Source organism: Pseudoxanthomonas sp. LjRoot127 (genome assembly GCF_964253495.1).
Classification (GTDB): domain Bacteria; phylum Pseudomonadota; class Gammaproteobacteria; order Xanthomonadales; family Xanthomonadaceae; genus Pseudoxanthomonas_A.
Map to the genome: position 1 here is coordinate 3,580,257 of NZ_CAXUQR020000001.1, position 17,452 is coordinate 3,597,708.

At 65.0% G+C, this 17,452-nt stretch carries 24 protein-coding genes; 22 read left to right on the forward strand and 2 right to left on the reverse strand.

Annotation, left to right across the window (positions count from 1 at the left end; all coding sequences use genetic code 11):
- Window positions 1–3: 3 nt before the first annotated feature.
- From ACSQ19_RS16840 to ACSQ19_RS16905, 14 genes are all read left to right on the forward strand, one after another.
- Entirely contained in the window at window positions 4–372 is a 369-nt protein-coding gene (locus tag ACSQ19_RS16840) for a hypothetical protein (protein WP_435998558.1), read from the forward strand.
- Window positions 356–2,719, forward strand: coding sequence for a phage tail length tape measure family protein (locus ACSQ19_RS16845; RefSeq protein WP_435998560.1), 2,364 nt, complete (start codon window positions 356–358; stop codon window positions 2,717–2,719). The genes ACSQ19_RS16840 and ACSQ19_RS16845 overlap by 17 nt, the downstream gene beginning before the upstream one ends.
- The gene (locus tag ACSQ19_RS16850) at window positions 2,712–3,047 is read left to right on the forward strand and encodes a phage tail protein (RefSeq protein ID WP_435998562.1); all 336 of its coding nucleotides are present in this window, start codon (window positions 2,712–2,714) and stop codon (window positions 3,045–3,047) included. Before ACSQ19_RS16845 ends, ACSQ19_RS16850 begins: the two co-directional genes overlap by 8 nt.
- Complete coding sequence (locus ACSQ19_RS16855; RefSeq protein ID WP_435998564.1) at window positions 3,044–3,742, forward strand: phage minor tail protein L; 699 nt, start codon at window positions 3,044–3,046, stop codon at window positions 3,740–3,742. The genes ACSQ19_RS16850 and ACSQ19_RS16855 overlap by 4 nt, the downstream gene beginning before the upstream one ends.
- Window positions 3,739–4,476 (forward strand): C40 family peptidase, encoded by a 738-nt coding sequence (locus ACSQ19_RS16860; protein WP_435998566.1) that lies wholly within the window; start codon window positions 3,739–3,741, stop codon window positions 4,474–4,476. Before ACSQ19_RS16855 ends, ACSQ19_RS16860 begins: the two co-directional genes overlap by 4 nt.
- Window positions 4,476–5,156 carry a tail assembly protein gene (locus ACSQ19_RS16865; protein WP_435998568.1) on the forward strand — a complete coding sequence of 227 codons (681 nt, stop codon included), beginning with the start codon at window positions 4,476–4,478 and terminating at the stop codon, window positions 5,154–5,156. Before ACSQ19_RS16860 ends, ACSQ19_RS16865 begins: the two co-directional genes overlap by 1 nt.
- On the forward strand, window positions 5,153–10,279 hold the full coding sequence (locus ACSQ19_RS16870; protein WP_435998570.1) for a host specificity protein J: 5,127 nt from the start codon (window positions 5,153–5,155) through the stop codon (window positions 10,277–10,279). The genes ACSQ19_RS16865 and ACSQ19_RS16870 overlap by 4 nt, the downstream gene beginning before the upstream one ends.
- 10 nt (window positions 10,280–10,289) lie before the next feature.
- Window positions 10,290–10,925: a hypothetical protein gene (locus ACSQ19_RS16875; protein ID WP_435998572.1), complete on the forward strand. Its 636-nt coding sequence runs from the start codon at window positions 10,290–10,292 to the stop codon at window positions 10,923–10,925.
- A gap of 206 nt (window positions 10,926–11,131) precedes the next feature.
- On the forward strand, window positions 11,132–11,437 hold the full coding sequence (locus ACSQ19_RS16880) for a hypothetical protein (RefSeq protein WP_435998574.1): 306 nt from the start codon (window positions 11,132–11,134) through the stop codon (window positions 11,435–11,437).
- A gap of 52 nt (window positions 11,438–11,489) precedes the next feature.
- Window positions 11,490–12,044 (forward strand): hypothetical protein, encoded by a 555-nt coding sequence (locus ACSQ19_RS16885; RefSeq protein WP_435998576.1) that lies wholly within the window; start codon window positions 11,490–11,492, stop codon window positions 12,042–12,044.
- Window positions 12,041–12,487: a hypothetical protein gene (locus tag ACSQ19_RS16890; RefSeq protein WP_435998578.1), complete on the forward strand. Its 447-nt coding sequence runs from the start codon at window positions 12,041–12,043 to the stop codon at window positions 12,485–12,487. Before ACSQ19_RS16885 ends, ACSQ19_RS16890 begins: the two co-directional genes overlap by 4 nt.
- Complete coding sequence (locus ACSQ19_RS16895) at window positions 12,484–12,861, forward strand: hypothetical protein (protein ID WP_435998580.1); 378 nt, start codon at window positions 12,484–12,486, stop codon at window positions 12,859–12,861. Before ACSQ19_RS16890 ends, ACSQ19_RS16895 begins: the two co-directional genes overlap by 4 nt.
- Entirely contained in the window at window positions 12,861–13,280 is a 420-nt protein-coding gene (locus ACSQ19_RS16900) for a hypothetical protein (protein ID WP_435998581.1), read from the forward strand. The genes ACSQ19_RS16895 and ACSQ19_RS16900 overlap by 1 nt, the downstream gene beginning before the upstream one ends.
- Complete coding sequence (locus ACSQ19_RS16905) at window positions 13,273–13,479, forward strand: hypothetical protein (protein WP_435998583.1); 207 nt, start codon at window positions 13,273–13,275, stop codon at window positions 13,477–13,479. The genes ACSQ19_RS16900 and ACSQ19_RS16905 overlap by 8 nt, the downstream gene beginning before the upstream one ends.
- Here the strand turns inward: ACSQ19_RS16905 and ACSQ19_RS16910 are convergent, their stop codons facing one another.
- Both ACSQ19_RS16910 and ACSQ19_RS16915 read right to left on the reverse strand, forming a co-directional pair.
- Window positions 13,480–13,902, reverse strand: a complete 423-nt coding sequence (locus ACSQ19_RS16910) for a hypothetical protein (RefSeq protein WP_435998585.1) — start codon at window positions 13,900–13,902, stop codon at window positions 13,480–13,482.
- Window positions 13,903–13,913: 11 nt separating this feature from the next.
- Window positions 13,914–14,288 carry a helix-turn-helix domain-containing protein gene (locus ACSQ19_RS16915; RefSeq protein WP_435998587.1) on the reverse strand — a complete coding sequence of 125 codons (375 nt, stop codon included), beginning with the start codon at window positions 14,286–14,288 and terminating at the stop codon, window positions 13,914–13,916.
- 170 nt (window positions 14,289–14,458) lie between these two features.
- On the opposite strand from ACSQ19_RS16915, the gene ACSQ19_RS16920 reads away from it, so the two are divergent.
- Genes ACSQ19_RS16920 through ACSQ19_RS16955 form a run of 8 tightly spaced genes read left to right on the forward strand, consistent with a single transcriptional unit; the run spans window position 14,459 to window position 17,452 of the window.
- A complete protein-coding gene (locus tag ACSQ19_RS16920; protein WP_435998589.1) occupies window positions 14,459–14,692 on the forward strand; it encodes a hypothetical protein in 234 nt (77 codons plus the stop codon).
- Window positions 14,692–15,489, forward strand: a complete 798-nt coding sequence (locus ACSQ19_RS16925) for a recombinase family protein (protein WP_435998591.1) — start codon at window positions 14,692–14,694, stop codon at window positions 15,487–15,489. The genes ACSQ19_RS16920 and ACSQ19_RS16925 overlap by 1 nt, the downstream gene beginning before the upstream one ends.
- A complete protein-coding gene (locus tag ACSQ19_RS16930; RefSeq protein WP_435998593.1) occupies window positions 15,486–15,773 on the forward strand; it encodes a hypothetical protein in 288 nt (95 codons plus the stop codon). The genes ACSQ19_RS16925 and ACSQ19_RS16930 overlap by 4 nt, the downstream gene beginning before the upstream one ends.
- A complete protein-coding gene (locus ACSQ19_RS16935; RefSeq protein ID WP_435998595.1) occupies window positions 15,770–16,126 on the forward strand; it encodes a hypothetical protein in 357 nt (118 codons plus the stop codon). The genes ACSQ19_RS16930 and ACSQ19_RS16935 overlap by 4 nt, the downstream gene beginning before the upstream one ends.
- A complete protein-coding gene (locus ACSQ19_RS16940; protein ID WP_435998597.1) occupies window positions 16,123–16,353 on the forward strand; it encodes a hypothetical protein in 231 nt (76 codons plus the stop codon). Before ACSQ19_RS16935 ends, ACSQ19_RS16940 begins: the two co-directional genes overlap by 4 nt.
- Window positions 16,346–16,951 carry a hypothetical protein gene (locus tag ACSQ19_RS16945; RefSeq protein ID WP_435998599.1) on the forward strand — a complete coding sequence of 202 codons (606 nt, stop codon included), beginning with the start codon at window positions 16,346–16,348 and terminating at the stop codon, window positions 16,949–16,951. The genes ACSQ19_RS16940 and ACSQ19_RS16945 overlap by 8 nt, the downstream gene beginning before the upstream one ends.
- Window positions 16,951–17,181: a hypothetical protein gene (locus tag ACSQ19_RS16950; RefSeq protein ID WP_435998601.1), complete on the forward strand. Its 231-nt coding sequence runs from the start codon at window positions 16,951–16,953 to the stop codon at window positions 17,179–17,181. Before ACSQ19_RS16945 ends, ACSQ19_RS16950 begins: the two co-directional genes overlap by 1 nt.
- Window positions 17,174–17,452, forward strand: a complete 279-nt coding sequence (locus tag ACSQ19_RS16955; protein WP_435998603.1) for a hypothetical protein — start codon at window positions 17,174–17,176, stop codon at window positions 17,450–17,452. The genes ACSQ19_RS16950 and ACSQ19_RS16955 overlap by 8 nt, the downstream gene beginning before the upstream one ends.

The window sequence follows — 17,452 nt, forward strand, 5'->3', positions numbered from 1 at the left end:
GGCGTGGAAGACCAGCGGCTGTGGGACTTCGAAAGGAAATACGACGAGTGGTTCACATCCAGCTACTGCAAGGATTGCAAGGTGATCTGCGGCGACTGTCCGCAGCCGCGCTTGCTGCCGGATGCGGTGCCGGCGGCGCTTGCGTATCTGCGATGCCGCGGACAGTGGAGCTACGCGCCCAGCGGCCTACCTACCGGGCTGCGCATGGGCGACTGCCTGACGATCATCCGCGCGTCGCTGGACCGCATCGGCGTGTCGCGCGCGGACCTGCCGTGCCTGCTGGACGACCTGCTGGTGATCGAACGGGCGTTCGTGACGGCGCGCGTCGACGTGGCCGAGCGGGAGCGCGCGCAGCGTGAGTCAGCGCACTAGCCGCTTCCAGGTCCAGTTCGATGTCGGCGGCGACGGCGAGGTGCGCGCGTCGCTGAAGAGCATTCGCGACGAGGTGAAGGCGACCAGCGCCGCGGTGGAGGACTCGGGCGAAGAGTGGGAAGAGTTCGGCGTAAAGATCGGCAACGCCATCAAGTATGCCGGCGCCGCCGCCGTCGCTGGCATCGGCCTGATCCTTCGCAATACCGCCGCTGCGGAACAGGAAATGGCGCAGCTGGAAGCCGTGCTGCGATCGACCGGGCAGGGTGCCACGTACACGCGCGACCAGCTGGTCGATATGTCGGAGGCCATCGCCGCCGCGTCGACATTCAGTGCCGGCGAGATCATCAAGGCGGAAACCCGCCTGCTGTCCTACAGCGGCATTGCCAGCAAGAACTTCCCCGAAGCACTGCAGATCGCCATCGACCAGGCGGCGCGCTTGGGGATCGGCGTGGAACAGTCCGCCGAGACCATCGGCCGTGCGCTGGAATCGCCGCAGAAAGCAGCGGCAGCGCTGGCGCAGCAGGGCTTCGGCGCCGCGTTCACCGACAGTGTGCGAAAGGCCATCAAGGAACTGGACGAGGCCGGCAAGACCGCCGAAGCCCAGCAGATCATCCTGGACATCCTGGCCGACAGCTATGGCGGCGCCGCGCAGGCGGCACGCGATACGTTCGGCGGATCGATGATCGCGCTGAAGAATACCTTGGCGGATGTGCTGACCGGCGACACGGGGGGTGAGGGGCTGGAAGGTGTGCGGTCCAGCGTCGAGGGACTTATCAGCACGCTGAATTCCGGCGACGTTCGTTCCGGATTCGCCAACATGACCGAAGGTGCGCTGGGTCTGGTCGCTGGCCTGGCGTCGCTGGTGGGGTGGCTGGACCAGGCATTCGGCGCAGCGCAGCGCTTGCTGACAATCCAGGGCGGTGGGTTCAGCAAGCTGATGGGCGGCGAGAACCTAGGCAACCAGCGTGCCGAACTGGCCATGGTGGAGCGCGAGCTCGCTCGCCGACAGTCCGCTGACGCTGCCATGAAGGACGGCCGACTGACTGGCGACTGGCTGACGCAGCGCGCCACCATCGTGAATCGACTGCCAGCCAGGGTGCTGGGTTTCGAGGGTATCGGCGGCGGTACCGACAAGGAACTCCGCAATCGGCAAGCCGCACTGCAGGCACAGATCGAGTTAAACGAACGGATCTTCGGCGACCCGTCGCGCACGCGCGTCAACTTTTCCGACCAGGGAGATATCCCAGCGTCGATGCTTCGGCCATCGGGTGGCGGCGGTGGCAAGGCGCCCGGCGGCGGCGATGGCAAGAAGCCCCGCGCTGCGCAGCTGACCGAAGCCGAGAAGGCCGCCAAACAGCTGAACGCCGAATACGGCCGCATGCTGGAACGTCTGCAGCAGGAAATCGCGCTGAATGGCCAGACCACGGAACTGGCGCGGGTCAACTACCAGATCAAGCAAGACGGGCTGGACGCCCTGAACCCGAAGCTGGCCGAACAGTTGCGCCTGGCCGCCGAAGAGCGCGACGCGCAGGAACGCAGCAACCAGGCGAAAGAAGAGGGTGCGCGCGTCACTGAGGCCATGCTGACGCCGCAGGAAGTGCTATCCGCCGAAATCGCCCGCTACAAGGCACTGCTGGACGAGGGCGCCATCAGCCAGGAAACCTACAACCGCGCGGTCGGCGCTGCCGAAAAGGACTACAAGCGCGCCACGGAGAGTGCCCGCAAGCACGGCGCCACCGTCAAAGAGATCCTGCAGGACGCAAGCGACAGCACGCAGTACCTGCTGGGTGACAGCATCTACGACGCCCTGTCCGGCAACTTCGAACGCATCGAAGATCGCTGGCAACAGATGCTGCTGCAGATGGTTGCCGACATAGCGGCCAGCAAGATCACCGAATGGGCCAACTCCATCGGCAACAACAGCGGCGGATCAGGCGGCAGCAGTGGTGGGGGCTGGTGGGCGACGATCGCGCAGGCGGTTGGGTCTTACTTCGGCGGCGGCCGCGCCACCGGCGGCAGCATGCAGGGTGGAAAGCTGTACGAACTGGGCGAACACGGCAAGCCCGAATTGGTGGAACAGAACGGACGGCGCTTCCTGGTGTCGGGCGCGGGTGGCAACGTCGTGCCCGCGCAATACGCTGGTGCAGGCGGCATGGCCAGTGGCGGCGCCGCGTTCAAGTTCGACATGAATTTCAACTTCATCACTGGCGAGTCGTCGGAAGAGGAATCGGGCGAAGGCACCGACGAAGCGCGCCAACTTGGCGCGCTGGTCAAGGCGACTGTGCGCGACACCATGGCCAACGAAATGCGGCCGGGTGGGCTGCTTTGGAAGATGCAGAATGGCTGAAGTCTTCACATGGCAACCGATCATCGAGCCCAGCGGGGACTTCCAGTTCCGCACGCGCGAAGCGCGCTTCGGTGACGGCTACGGCCAGGCCGTCGGCGATGGCCTGAACAACGAAGTGCAGACATGGCCGCTGACGTTTCGCGGCAGCCTGGACTACCTGCTGCCCATCCGTGACTTCCTGCGTGCCCACGGCGGCCATACGTCGTTTCTGTGGACCCCACCCGATGGCGAACAGGCGCTGTTCCGCTGCAAGGGCTTCCAGTGGATACCGGGCGCCGCTTCGCGGCGTCGCCTCGTGGCCACGTTCGAACAGTGGTTCACGCCATGACCGTCAAGGCAGACATCCAGAAGCTGGAACCCGGCAGCCTGATCGAACTGCTGGAATTGGACGCCACCGTCCTGGGCGGTGACGTGGCCTATTTCCACGGACATGCGCAGACCGAAGCGATCTGGTGGCAGGGCAACCAGTACGTGGGTTGGCCCATCAAGGCCGAGGGCTTCGAAATCACCGGCGAGAAGCAGCCGGTGCCGAAATTGGCGGTGGGCAACGTCAACGGCAGCATCAGTGCGTTGTGCATGTACTACGACGACCTGGTCGGCGCGAAGATCACACGGCGCCGTACGTTCGCGCAGTATCTGGACGCCGTGAACTTCCCTGACGGCAACCCAACAGCCGATCCCACGCAGGGCTTCCCCGACGACGTGTGGTTCATCGAACGCAAGTCCGGAGAGTCCAGCGACGCGGTGGAATTCGAACTGGCGTCTGCGCTGGACTTCGCGGGCGTCCAGCTGCCGCGCCGGCAGATCATCGCCAGCCGCTGCCTGTGGCTGTCCATCGGTGGCTACCGCGGCCCCTATTGCAACTACGTTGGCGTGCCAGTGGCGAAAGCTGATGGCAGCCCCGCGGCCACACTGGCCGAAGACCGCTGTGGTGGTCTGGTGCGCGATTGCAAGCTGCGCATCTGGCCGGATGGCGTCTTGAACTATGGCGGCTTCGCTGCCGCCGGCATGGTGCGTACATGAAAGAAGAAACCCAGCAGGCCATCCGCGACCACGCCGTGGCCGATTATCCGCGCGAGTCGTGCGGCCTGGTGCAGGTGGTCAAGGGCCGCGAGCGGTACCGCCGTTGCGCGAACCTGGCCGCCACCCCGGGCGAACACTTCGTGCTGTCGCCGGAGGACTACGCGAGCGCGGAAGACGAAGGCGAAATCATCGCCGTGGTGCATTCGCACCCCGACGTTCCGGCGCGCCCATCGGAAGCCGACCGGGTGGCATGCGAAACCAGCGGCCTGCCGTGGCACATCGTGCACGTGAGCGTGCCGGACGGTGGCACGGAGCCGGAAGCGGGCGACATCGTGACCATCGAGCCGCAGGGCTATGAAGCCCCGCTGATCGGCCGCCCCTTCGCGCATGGCGTGCTGGACTGCTACAGCCTGGTGCGGGACTGGTACCGGCGGGAACTCGGCATCGACCTGCCCGACTACCCGCGCCGCGACGACTGGTGGCTGCATGGGGAAGACCTGTACATGCAGAACTTCGCCGCTGCCGGCTGTGCGCCCATCGTGGGCGCACCGCAGCGTGGCGACATCATCCTGATGCAGATCCGCGCCCCGGTGGTCAATCACGCCGCCGTGTATCTCGGCGACGGCAACATCATCCACCACCTGCATGGCCGGCTTTCCAGCCGTGACGTGTACGGCGGCCAGTGGGCGGAGGTGACGCGCTACATCGTGCGACACCGGGAGGTCCACGCATGATGCAGGCGCTGACCACCGTGAAACTTTACGGGCGCTTCGGCGCAACGTTCGGCCGGTCCTTTCGCCTGGCGGTCAGCACACCGGCCGAGGCGTTGCGCGCGCTTGCCGCGCAGTTGCCTGGTTTCGAACAGTACCTGACCGAAGCCAAGGACAAGGGCATGGGCTTCGCCGTGTTCATCGGCAAGGACAACCTGAAGGAAGATCAGCTGGACACGCCGGCCGGCCACCGCGAAATCCGCTTCGCGCCGGTGCTGCTGGGGTCGAAGAAGAACGGCGTTTTCAACATCATCCTGGGCATTGTGCTGATCGTCATCGGCGTCATCGGCAACATCTATGGCGGTTGGGGCACGCCCTTCATCCAGGCCGGTATCGGCATGATCATCGGCGGCGTGGCGCAGATGCTGGCACCCACGCCGAAGGGTAATGGCGCCGGTGATCGTCCCGAGAATCGACCCAGCTATTCCTTCAACGGACCTATCAACACCCAGGCGCAGGGCAACCCGGTGCCTGTGGCATACGGCGAGGTGATCTGCGGAAGCGCGGTCATTTCCGCTGGCATCACGTCAGAGGATCAGGTGTACGTACCGACGGGCACCGCCGCGGGCGGTGGTGGCGTCGGGTCGGGTGGCGGTGGTGGTGGCGGTGGCGCGCCCTGGCACGGGGAGTGGCTACTCGCATGATCATGCGTCCGTTGGCGTCAGCGACGCGGGCCGCGATCGCGGGGGCGAAGGGCGGGTCCAGCCAGGCCCGCAAGCCGGTCGAGGCGCCCGACAGCCTGCACAGCACCGATTACGCGCGCATTCTTGACCTGATCAGCGAAGGCGAGATCGTCGGCCTGGTGAACGGGTTGCAGTCGGTGTTCCTGGACGAAACCCCGGTGGCCAATGGCGACGGGTCGCTGAACTTCAAGAATGTGCAGATCGACACCCGCGTCGGCACGCAGGACCAGGACTACATCAAAGGCTTCCCGGCGGTCGAAAGCGAACTGGGCGTCAACCTGGAACTGCAGCAGGGAACGCCGTGGACGCGGGCGATCAACAACACCGCGCTGTCGGCCATCCGCGTGCGTCTGTCGGTGCCGACCCTAAGCAAGGCAGACACCAGCAACGGCGACATCAAGGGGCATTCGGTCCAGTACGCGATCGACCTGTCGACCGATGGTGGTTCGTTCGTGACCGTCCTGAACAGCGCTTTCACGGGCAAGACGTCGACAAAGTATGTACGCAGCCACCGCATCGATCTGCCGGCGGCATCCAGTGGCTGGATCGTCCGGGTGCGGCGCATCACCCCGCAGGCCAACAGCGGGTCGGTCGCTGACCTGACCTTCGTGGAGTCCTTCGCGGAGATCCTCGACGGCAAGTTCCGATACCCGAACAGCGCGCTGGCCGCCGTGGTGGTGGACGCGTCGCAGTTCCAGAACATCCCAACGCGTGCGTATCACATCCGCGGCCGCATCGTGCAGGTGCCGTCGAACTACAACGCGACGACCCGTGCGTATACCGGTATCTGGGACGGCACATTCCAGCCGGCGTGGACCAACAACCCGGCGTGGATCTACTACGACCTGGCCACCAATCCGCGCTATGGCCTGGGGCATCTGGTGCAGCCGTCGCAGGTCGACAAGTGGGCCCTGTACAAAATCGCCCGCTACTGCGACGAACTGGTGTCCAACGGTGCCGGCGGACAGGAACCCCGCTTCACCTGCAATGTGTACCTGCAGACGCGAGTCGATGCGTTCAAACTGCTGCAGGACCTGGCGTCCATCTTCCGCGGTATTTCGTTCTGGACCGGGGCCACCATCAAGGCCGTGGCCGACATGCCGGAAGACCCGGTGTACATCTACACCGCGGCCAACGTCATCGACGGCAAGTTCCTGTATCAGGGAAGCGGCAAGAAAGCGCGTCACACCGTAGCGATGGTCAGCTGGAATGACCCTACCGACTTCGGACGCGCGAAGGTAGAGCCGGTCATCTTCGAAGAGGGCATCGCCCGCTACGGCATCAACCAGACCGACATCATCGCGTTCGGGTGCACGTCCAAGTCGCAGGCGCAGCGCGCCGGGCGCTGGCTACTGTTCACCGAACACATGGAAACCAACACGGTGACGTTCTCCGTGGGCCTGGAAGGCACGGTGGCGCAGCCTGGGCAGGTGGTGCTGGTCGCCGACCCGGCCCGTGCAGGGCGGCGCATTGGTGGCCGCGTGTCACTGGCCACCAACAGCGCCATCACGGTGGACGCCGCGCCCACCGTGGCGCCAGGCGACACGATCAGCTGCGTGCTTCCCGACGCCGTGGCGCAAGAACGGACCGTGCAGTCCGTGGTCGGGCGCGTCATCACCACCACGACCCCGTTCACCGATATCCCGGTGGTCGGCGCGGTCTGGACCGTGCAGAGCGAAACGCTTGCGGCACAGAAGTTCCGCGTTATCAGTGTGACCGAGAACGAGGGGATGACGTACACCCTCACGGCGATCCAGCACGCGGAAGGCAAGTTCGATGCGGTGGAAAATGGCGTCTACGTCGAGGCTGCGCCCACCACCATCCTGCCCCCCAGCGTGCAGCTTCCGCCCACCGGAATCACCATCACGCACCGTGAAGTGGCGGGCGAGATCACCGCGCAGGTGGTGGTCAATGTCGACTGGCAGGCGATCGCTTCCGCGATCGTCTACGACGTCGAATGGCGGCAGGGGCAGGGCGAATGGATCGCGGCGGGCCGCGTGGCCGGCACGTCGGTGGATGTGCCAAACGTGCTGCCGGGCACCTTCGAAGCGCGCATCACCGCCATCAATTCGCTGGGCATCAAGTCGTCGCCGGTAAAGTCCGCGACATACAGTGTGCCCGACCAGACCGTGGCGCCCGACGGTCTGATAACGCCTGGTCGACTTGGCGGCAGCGGCGTCAACGTCCTACCCGACCAGTACAGCACGTTCGAAAACACGACGCTTCCGCAGCTGGTGCCGTCCAACCTCACGGCCAGCCGCGATGCCACCTTCAAGAAGGTGGCAGCAAGCCTTCTTCTTCAGCGGCAGACAGCTGGAACGTCGGGCTTTATTTTCTTGTGCCCGTCGCTGGGCTGGAACATCCAGCACACCACAGGAAAGCGGTACATCGTGTCCTTCTATTACCTGACGAACAGCATTACGTCCGGTAGTGTTGATTTGCAATCAAACACCCTCACCGACTCACCATCAGGCCCGCTCACGTTTGTCAACGACGGACAATGGCGCCGTATCTCTGCGCTACTAGACGCCAGCGCAATGACCGGCGAGCGCATTGCTATTCGCCTTTTGGTCAATGGTGCAAACGGAACCGACATCCGGATTGACGGTGTAATGATTGAAGAGGCCGTCGGAACGCTCAATAGTCCGTCGGCCTATTCGCGCGGTACGCCGGCCGGCGTGGCGCTCTCCGCTCTGATCACCGCACTTTCCGCGCAGGCGACGGCGGATGGTCAAGTTGATATCTATCGGCAGGCGGCCGCGCCATCCATCGGCGGTGGTGGCGCAAAGATCGGCGACTACTGGCAGGACAGCGACGACGGGAAGTGGTACTGGTGCAACGGCTCTTCATGGGTTGAGTCCACTGACAACCGACTGCCGCAGGCAATTATTGACGCCAGCAATGCGCAGGGTGCAGCAAATACCGCGCAGACGACTGCTAACGCTCGCATCCGTTTGTTTGTGCAAGATGCCACACCGGGCGCTGGTAGCTACATCGTTGGTGATATGTGGTATCGCCCGAGCTACAAAGACACATATTACTGGAATGGCACAGGCTGGTCGAAGAACGCCGACGACTTTTCGGCCGCGACGGACTCGCTGGTTTTTAACCCGTCGTTTGAACAAGCCGACCTGTATTGGAATCGTGATACCGGCATGTACACCGAAGAGAATGCAGCCGCTCTTAGCGGTTCCCGCATCATGGTGTTCAGCGCTTCGTTGGGAAACCCGAACGCACGTGCGGTCAACCAGAAGTCTATTCAGGTACGACCCGGACAAGTCATCTCCGTCATCGGCTGCGTTGGCCGCTGGCAAAACCTCGCCAATGGTGAGAGTGCAATCGGCCTTGTGTTCTACAACAAGGACGGCACCTTCATTGGAGAGAAGAATCTTGCATGGTCATCGGCACCGTCTACTGGCCAGCAGGCTAACGGCTATTGGCGCACGGTCACTGGAAAGATCACTGTTCCATATGGAGCAGTGAGGGCGAACGCCAATCTAATCACCACTGGATGCAACGCCGGTTTCTGGGTGTTTGACAACATCCGCCTCGCTTTTACCGACGACCAGCCGCGCGCCGTCAGTAGTGGCGAAAGCTTCGTGCCGAACGGAAATTTCGGCCAGAACTTTGGTCAGTTCCCGATCAATCAATATGCACCAGTCCAAGGCGAGTTCGTCGCAGATGGCTGGATGAACGATAGCGTTGGTGGCGCATACACATCTGCGGTCGGCGTTGGGTTGGAATCGTATGCCGCCGGCAATCAGATGCAACTCTTCATTGGTGACAGCGGCGGCACCGCAGGGCCCGGATCGAATCAAGTGTATGTCCGCACGGGCGATCGCTTCGCTGTTGAGCCGGGCGAGAAATTTATTGTGCGGTCGGAAGGCGTAGTAGATATCGGCACCACTCGGCCAGCCGGCATCGATATCTTTACCTACTGTGGCCTCAACTTCTACAACAAGGACGGTGCAGACATCGGCTACGGGGGTCGGCAGGCCGCCAACCACTCAGGGTATTGGCTTACCGAACACCTTGTCACCATTCCAGCCGGTACTGCTTACGTTCGCCCGATTGTAGGCGTGCAGTGGAACAACACCACCGGCGGCAATGTGACCATGCCGTGGGCAACTACGCACGCGCGCTTCCGCATGTGTCAAATCCGTCGACAGACGACACTCGACCAGAACCAGATTACTGACGGCACGACCTATGGGCGCACAGCCAACGTCGACCTGGCGATGGATGCTGGGGTCCGCCGCATCGGCCTGAACGTGCGGGGCAGTCGTGTGATTCTTGGCGGCGCGCGCAACAGCCGTGCTTCGCTGGTCGCTGGTATCGCATCCGTCAGGAACGCCACTGCACTGACCGCAAATAGCTCCGGCCAGGTGACGGTCAATGCGCACAGTACGAACATCAGCGGTGAGACCGTCAGCTATAACGCCGTCACCAATGCGGTGACGGGCCTGACGCAGGGCGTCACGTACATCATCTTCACCTTGGACCCGTACCTGGACGGTGGAACCCGAACCTACTACGCGCAGACCAATGTGCTGAATGCGCAACAGGCTGGCGAAGGTGCCATCGTGGTGGGCAACGTCACGATTCCGACAAGCGGAACCGGTTCAGGTGGTGGACCCGGCACCGGCAACCCGGGCGACTGGTGCGTGGACTTCGACACGGTGCTGCCCGATGGGCGCCTGGTACGCGACCTGAAGCCGGGCGATCTTGTCCCGTGCATCGACGTGCGCGTGCCGCGCGCAGAAGTGGAAGCACACGCCGTGCGCACCATCAGCATCGGCGATGAAGAGTGCTACCGCCTGGTGACTGAGTCAGGCGCGACCATCGTTCAGAGCGCGTCCACGCCGATGGATCTGCCAGACGGGCGCATCAGGAAAACGCCGCAGATGCTGGGCCAGCAGGTGCTGGTGCAACGCGATGGCCGCATGACGCCTGAACTGGTCTGTGATCTGCAGTTCGTCGGTGCCCGCCAGGTGGTGAAGGTCGACTTGGGTAACCGGATGTTCCTTGCCGGCGAGGTGGCCGGCATCGCGATCGCCACTCACAACGCGCAGTACAAACCATGAGGATGACGCAGTGAAACTGATTCAGATCCAGCTACCCGGCCACCCCACGAACCTTCCCGAAAACGTGGAGGTGCGCGACTTCCACGAACAGGACAGCGACGTGTACATGCGCGTGGTGATGGAAGTCGACCTGTCCGTGAAGGCAGATCACTTCCACATGACGGCGCAGGCATGGGAAATGAATGCCGACGGCACCTTCAAGCAGGCGCCCAATGGCTACGCCAGCCGCAGCAACAGCACCACCCACACCGTCCACCAGGACAACATTGGTGACACCATCGAAATGGACGATGCGTGGGTGCGGCACACGGGCGAAGTCACAGCGGAAGCACTGATGACCCTGCCGCGGTACGACGGCCGCCCGAACTGGAAGGGCGATCAATACGGCGACCTGGTGTGGGACCCGACCGCACAGAGCGGCGCCGGCCAGGCGTGGCGCTGGCAAGAGGGCTTTGCGGACGGCACCGCCCGCGCCAAGGTCGAAAACCTGCTGCGTGTTCTGGGCACCAGTGACCTGCGTTCGGGCTTCGCTTTCCGCAAGGGCAGTGCGCCGGAATGGGCGCCGAAGCCAGAAGAGCTGGCCACCGCCACGCCCGCCGGCACGCTACCCACCGAGTTGCCGGCGGCGACCGAGGGTGCGGAGTGAACGCGGCGCTTGTGGTCATCACGGCATTACTGGTCGCGGCGTTGATCTTCGTGTGGCGCCGTGTTCGCCGACTGGAAAGAGCGGCGCCCGTCACTCCACCTTCCGCGCCCCAGGCCACCGGAGTGGAAACCCGCATGCTGTCCCTGGAACGGGCAGAGCGCTTGCGCCGGCAGCGCGAAGCCGAAAACCGATAGGAGCCCCGCACCATGATCAGTTACGAAGACTTCCTGGCCAACGCCGACGCGGAAGACATCCGCGTGATGAACCTGCTGTCGCAGGGGCAAACCATCAGCTTCAACGATGCCGGAGAAGCCGAAGCCATGTTCCAGCGCATCGGCCGGCTGGACGGCGCCGGCTTCGTCCTCCGCGCTTCGCGCCACTTCGAACGCGTCGACGACGTGTTGTGGCAGCGGTTCGATGGCCTTATCGATCCGGTGGCAGCCAACTACCTGGCGCGCGCGGCCAGCGAGCGCGTGCAGTTGAGTCGTGACCCGCTGCCAACGGAGGGATGAGGCGTTAACCGGCACGGTAGACCGACCATCCCGCGGCGCGTGAAATGCTGACATGACCGCGCCGCAACTCCCGCTGCCGATCCGCCAGGACATCGCCATCAAGCGCGTGATCCTGCCGGCGTTGAAACTGCTGCCGGCGGCCATGACCAGCATCGAGGCCATCGTGATGCTGTTGGCCATCGCCCTGCAGGAATCGGCGCTGGAACACCGCTGGCAGGTCATCGACGCCAAGCGACCCAATGTGAAGGGCCCGGCGCGCGGGTTGTGGCAGTTCGAACTGGGCACGAAGGCGTCGAGGGGCGGGGTGTGGGGCGTGTACCTGCATCCCGCCAGCCGCTACTGGTTGGCGCAGATATGCGCGGCACGCGGCGTCGCGTTCGAACCGCGGGCCATCTGGCTTGCCCTTGAAGCCGACGACCTGCTGGCGTGCTGCGTCGCGCGCCTGCTGCTGTTCACCGATCCGAAGCGCCTGCCGGCGCTGACCGACACGAAGGCGGCGTGGGATCTGTACCGCTTCCGCACCTGGCGCCCCGGCAAGCCGCATGCCGGCAAGTGGCCGCTGAACCATCGCATGGCTGTCGCGGCCGCACAGGCGCACTACGCATGAACCATCACGCCATTCCCGATGCGCTGCTGACGCTCGCACTGGCCGTCACCGTGCCGTTGTGGCCGGGCATCGATGCGTTCAGCAGGTACCCGGTGCTGGGCATTCCGGTGGCGGCGCTGACGGCGGCCATGCTGGGGTCTGGTTTCAGCTATCTGAAGCGCAAAGGGCAGGACGTGGAGGCGGTGCCGCTGCGCCTGCTGGGGATCGCGGCCGATGCTTTCATTGGCGGATGGATCGCGGTGGCGCTGGCCCACATTCCGCAGCTGTCGCCGTATGGCATGAACGCCATCCCGGTGGAGGCGGTTGCCGGGCTCGCGGCTTTCCTGATGCAGGTGGTGCGCATCAAGGCGGCCGACTACTTCGAACGCACCTTCCAGGCGGGGTTGAATGCCTGGGTGGCGGTTTTCACCAGGGGGAAATCTCGGAATGAGGACACCCCATGATCTGGATACTGCTGACCGTCAACGCGCTGGTGTGCTTCGTCATCTTTTGGGTGTGCGGCACCTTCCTGCTGGTCGCTGACCGGCCCACGTGCGTGCGGAAGGCCACAGCACAGGTCGGCCTGTTGCTGGCCATGGTCGGCGCGTTCGCCACCGGCATGGCCCCGCTGGTGCAGCCGCACGTGCCGGGCTGGTGGTCGGTGCTGTTGCGCGTGGGCATTGCGATGATCGCGCTGGCGCAATACGACAAGGCGTTCGGCATCGCGGATCAGGCTCGCAGCCTAGCCATCACCGTGCAGACGGTACCGCTGCGGCTGTCGCTGTGGTGGTCCGAACGTCTGGCGATCGCGCACCGCAACGCGCGGCTGAAGCGCTGATGGCGCTGCGCGACCAGGTTTCCGCCTGGGGCGCGGCGGGCCAGTGGATCGCCGGCATGGTGCTGGTCCTGCTGTTGTCGTGGGCAGCGCTGGCGGTGTCGGTCGGCGTCAATGCCTGGCAGTGGCGCAAGGCTGGCGCGGCGAAGGCGGAATGCCGCACGAAGATGGAGCAGGCCGCCCGCTTCGCCATCGAGGCCGAGCAGAAGCGCGCCACGCAGGCCGAGGCACAGGCCCGCGCGATCGCGACCGACACCCGGGCCGACACCGCGCGCAGCGCCGCGCAGACGCAGAGGAACACGTATGCACGGGAAACCGCACTGGCCAGTGTTGCTGTCGCTGGTGATTGCCGCATGCCTGCTGGTGGGATGCCAAGCATCCAGCCGGCAATCGACGAAGCCAACGCCGCCGCGGGTGACTGACTGCCTGGACGAACCGGCCGGCGAGTTCCCGCCCGAGCCTGCAGACCCGGCACCCGGTCAGCCCATCACCGATGCGGTGCTGCTGGCGTGGAAGCTGTGGGGCAACCGCGTGATGGGTGTGGCCACCACCGACCGCATCCGCTGGCGTGGCGAGCGGCGCTGCATCCGCAAGATGGAAGCCGCCGGCCAGATCCGCTGATCAGCCCGACGTGGGCTGCACGTAGGGCTCGCCATCGGACTGAAGGCCGATGCGCAGACGCAAAGGCTGACCAGCGACCACGCGCTGGCTGACTTCGCGGCGGTAGCGGTCGGCCTGCGAATCGCACAGCCCGCCGCCGGCCGGCGCGACACCCACCAGGCGATCGCCGGCAGGCAGGTGCAGGGTAGCGGTTTCCGCGCGGCGGATCATCAGCGCCGGCTTGCCGTCGACCAGGAAAGCGAGAGGGCACCCGGCGTTCATCATGCCGCTGTCGCGCGTGATGGTGACCGGTGCGGTGTCGCTGCCGGCGCTGGCGAAGGCCAGCACGCGATCGGCCGGCACGGCGGCAGCTGCGGTGGAATCGACGGCGCGCGTGGCGCAGCCGCTGACCAGTAGCGCAAGCACGATGATGCAGGACTTCATGTCGGCCCCCTTCAGCAGATCCCGAGAAACTGTATCAGCCCCTTGCGCTGTTCGTCTGTGAGGGTGTCAAGCCAGGCGTGGAGCTTTTGCAGCGTGTCGTCGCCATAGGTGGCGGTTATCTCCCGCACCACCTTGCCGGCATCGACATCGGGGGTGCCGCGACCGGTGGCCAGCCATTCGAACGCCACCCGAAAATCGGTGGCCAACGTGATCATTCGCTCGAGTTCGGGCAGGGCCAAGCCCGCCAGCCATTTGCGGGCGGTTTCGCGGGTGACCGCGTAACGGTTGGCGAGTGCGCCGGTCCGGGCGCGGTCAGCTGGAAACCGGGCGCGGTCGAGCGCCTTGTGCAGGCGCCCGGCGAATTCCTGATAGGGCGCGGTTGGCATGGGACTCTGTAGGAGGCCCGCCACTCCAATCAGGGGTTCGGCCACCGTGCGGGGGCGGGGGCCAGGCGGCCCCACGTTCAGACCGCAACCCATTGTTGCGCAGCACCAGCCGACGAATGGCAATTTTGAGTTGTTGACAAGCGCAATTTGCGGTTGTAGTTTGCGCAACTATGAATTGCATCCCGACCCAACCTCAGAACCCGGTCGACCTGTGGGTGGCGCTGTTCCCGACCGTAGGCGAAGCCGCCAATGCGGCCGGCGTGTCCACCGAAATGCTGCGCAAGATCCGCCGTCGTGGGTACGTTTCCACGCGGGATCGGGCCATCAAGATGGCGGAGGCGGCGGGCGGGGTAGTGACGGCCGCCGAACTGCTGGCGGTGCATCAGGCCGCGGGGGCGCACTGATGCGCGCCCTGGGCTACATCCGCGTGTCGACCGAAGAACAGGCGGGGCAGGGGCATAGCCTGGCCCTGCAACCCGACATGATCCGCCAGTGGTGCGGCCTGTTCGGCCACACGCTGGTCGACGTCGTCGAGGATCGCGGCGTCAGCGCCGGCACCGCGCTGCACAAGCGCCCCGGCGGCCGTGAACTGCTGCGCCGCCTGCGCGCTGGCGAAGCCGATGTGGTGGTGGTCTATCGCCTGGACCGGCTGTTCCGCAATGCGCAGCACGGGCTGAACTTCGTGCGCGACGAACTGGACCGCACCGGCGTGGCCCTGCAGTCCATCAGTGAAAAGGTGGACACCACCACGGCGGTGGGCAAGTTCGTGCTGACCATCCTGATGGGTGCGGCCGAATACGAACGCGACCTGGTCCGCGAGCGCACACGCGCCACGCAGCAGTCGCTGCGCGAGCGGGGCAGGGTGTACGGCACCACGCCGTATGGCTGTGTGGCCATGGGCGGCACGTGGAGCGATGACGCCGGCCGCGTGGTGGGGCAGTCGCTGTTCCGCGACCCGGCCACCTGGCCGCACCGCGAACTGATCATGGACCTGCGCGGCCCGCACGACGGCCCGGCGCAGATGAGCCTGGAAGCCATCGCCGACGAACTGTTCAAGCGCGGCATACGCGCGCCCAACGGCGGCAAGCGCTGGCAGAAAACGTCGGTGTCTCGGGTGATCAATTCGCATGGCGGGTTGAAACATATCCCGCCCATGCCGGTGGTTCACGAAGCGGCGGTTTCGGGAGGTGAGCAGGCATGACCACGCGCCCCGGCCGCCACCCCAACCAGACCCGCCCGGGGTGGGTTTATCAGGGCACCGACGCGCTGAAGAACGCCACGCTGTCGTGCTGCCAGAAGTCTTACGCGCTTTCGCTCCGTCGCCAGCTGGCATCGCGCCTGATGCGCGAGGCGGCTGACGTTTCCATCCACTTCACCCGGTCGCCGCTGGGTGCGGAGTACGCGGGGATCTTCGACGCATGCCGTCGTGAAGTGGCCCGTATCGAACGCGCCGACCGGCGCCTAGCCCATCAGGTACACGCATGAGTCACGACCAACCCATCCGCGCCCTGTTCGCGCCCGAAGCCATGCCTGTGCGCGATGAAAGCGGGTATGCACATCATCCCGATCTGGACCGGTTCATGGTCGGCGACGAACCCGATGACATAACACTGGACACCCATGCCATCCGGGATGCCGGCTTCGAAGTCAGTTTCCATGGGCTCGATGTCGACCACGACGAAGGCGAGCCGGAACACGACGAGTACTGGGCGGACGGTGGCGGCGTCACAAAGTGGCAGCCGTCATCGCCGGACGGCGAAGGCTGGCAGCTGGTCGCGGTGTACGACACCGAAGACTTCGGGCCGCAGTCGCTGTGGCTGCGCAAGGTGGCGGCATGATCTTGGACGCATCCATCCTGCCGCCGGCCGACGCGGCGCGCGCCGCCGCACTGATGCACGAAATCGCCACGCTGCGCGAGGCGCACGAATGCATCACCGACTCTGCCACGCCCGCCGTGATTTACGGCCGCGTCGACAGTCTGATCAACACGCGCCAGGACGAACTGCTGGGATTGTTCCAGAAGTCGCAGGGCGTCGAACTTGCCGAGGTCAACACCCGTGGCTAACCCTCGCCCGACCCGTTCGCAGGTCATTTCTACGCTGGTCAATGCCGCCGTGCTGGAAAGCCGCACGCAGTGGAACGCCTATGCGGCCGAAGTGGTCCTGCACTACCACGACACCGTGGCGGTGGAAGACCGCGACGTGGAATTCCACGTGGCCACCACCGCCGACAACCACGAACGTGCTACGCGTCTGAACACGCAGACGGTGCGCCGCATCCTGTCGGGCGAGATCCGCATGTGCGTGGACATCGAAGAGTCGCTGATCAATGCGCTGCCCGATCCGTACCGCGACCACGTGCTGGCCGAACTGCTGGGCCGTGACGGGCTGATCCTGGCACGCAAGCCGCCCATGCCTAACGACGTGGTGGGGCAGGTGGGCGCGCCCGCGGAACTGATGCGCCGCGCGGCTGACGCCGTGCAGTCCATTGCGGTGATGCTGGCCGACAACAACGCCATCGGCCCGGAGGACCAGCACCACTTCGCCAAGGCCTTGGAAGAGCTGCACGAAAGCATGGGCGCGCATCTGACTGCCGCAGCCATGATCACCGACGCCATGGGCAAGCTGCCGGGGGCCAAGCCCTCGCTGAAGGTGGTGGGCTGATGGCAATGAATGCCTGGCAGCAGTGGTTCCCCGGTTCCGATCCCGACCGCCACGGCTGGTGGCGGCTTATCCGTTTCGAACAGGTCGACGCCGAAGGCAAGCCGGTCGGCAAGCCACAGGTGGCACTGACGCCGGGCAACTACCCGCGTCAGTTCCCCAGCGAGGACATCGCCCAGCGCGCCGCCAAGTTCCTGAATGCCGAAGAGGCCGAGGACAGCGCCCATGCGTGACATGGAAGCCCGCAAGTTCGAAGGGTGCTGCCGGTACATCGGGTTCGACCCGGTGCCGAAGGGCAAGTCGCCCAATCTGGAATTCGTTTCCGATGACGGCGCGCTGCGCGTGCCCGCCGTCATGCAGTCCACCCCCATGGGCACGCGCCTGTATCGCCGCGGTTCGCTGGAAAAGCTGGTCGCGGTAGCGCGGGCACGGCCCGCAAACAAGGAAGCCCCCGGCGCTGGAACGCCGAGGGCTTCGGATGACCAAACCCGTCTAGGAGATTGA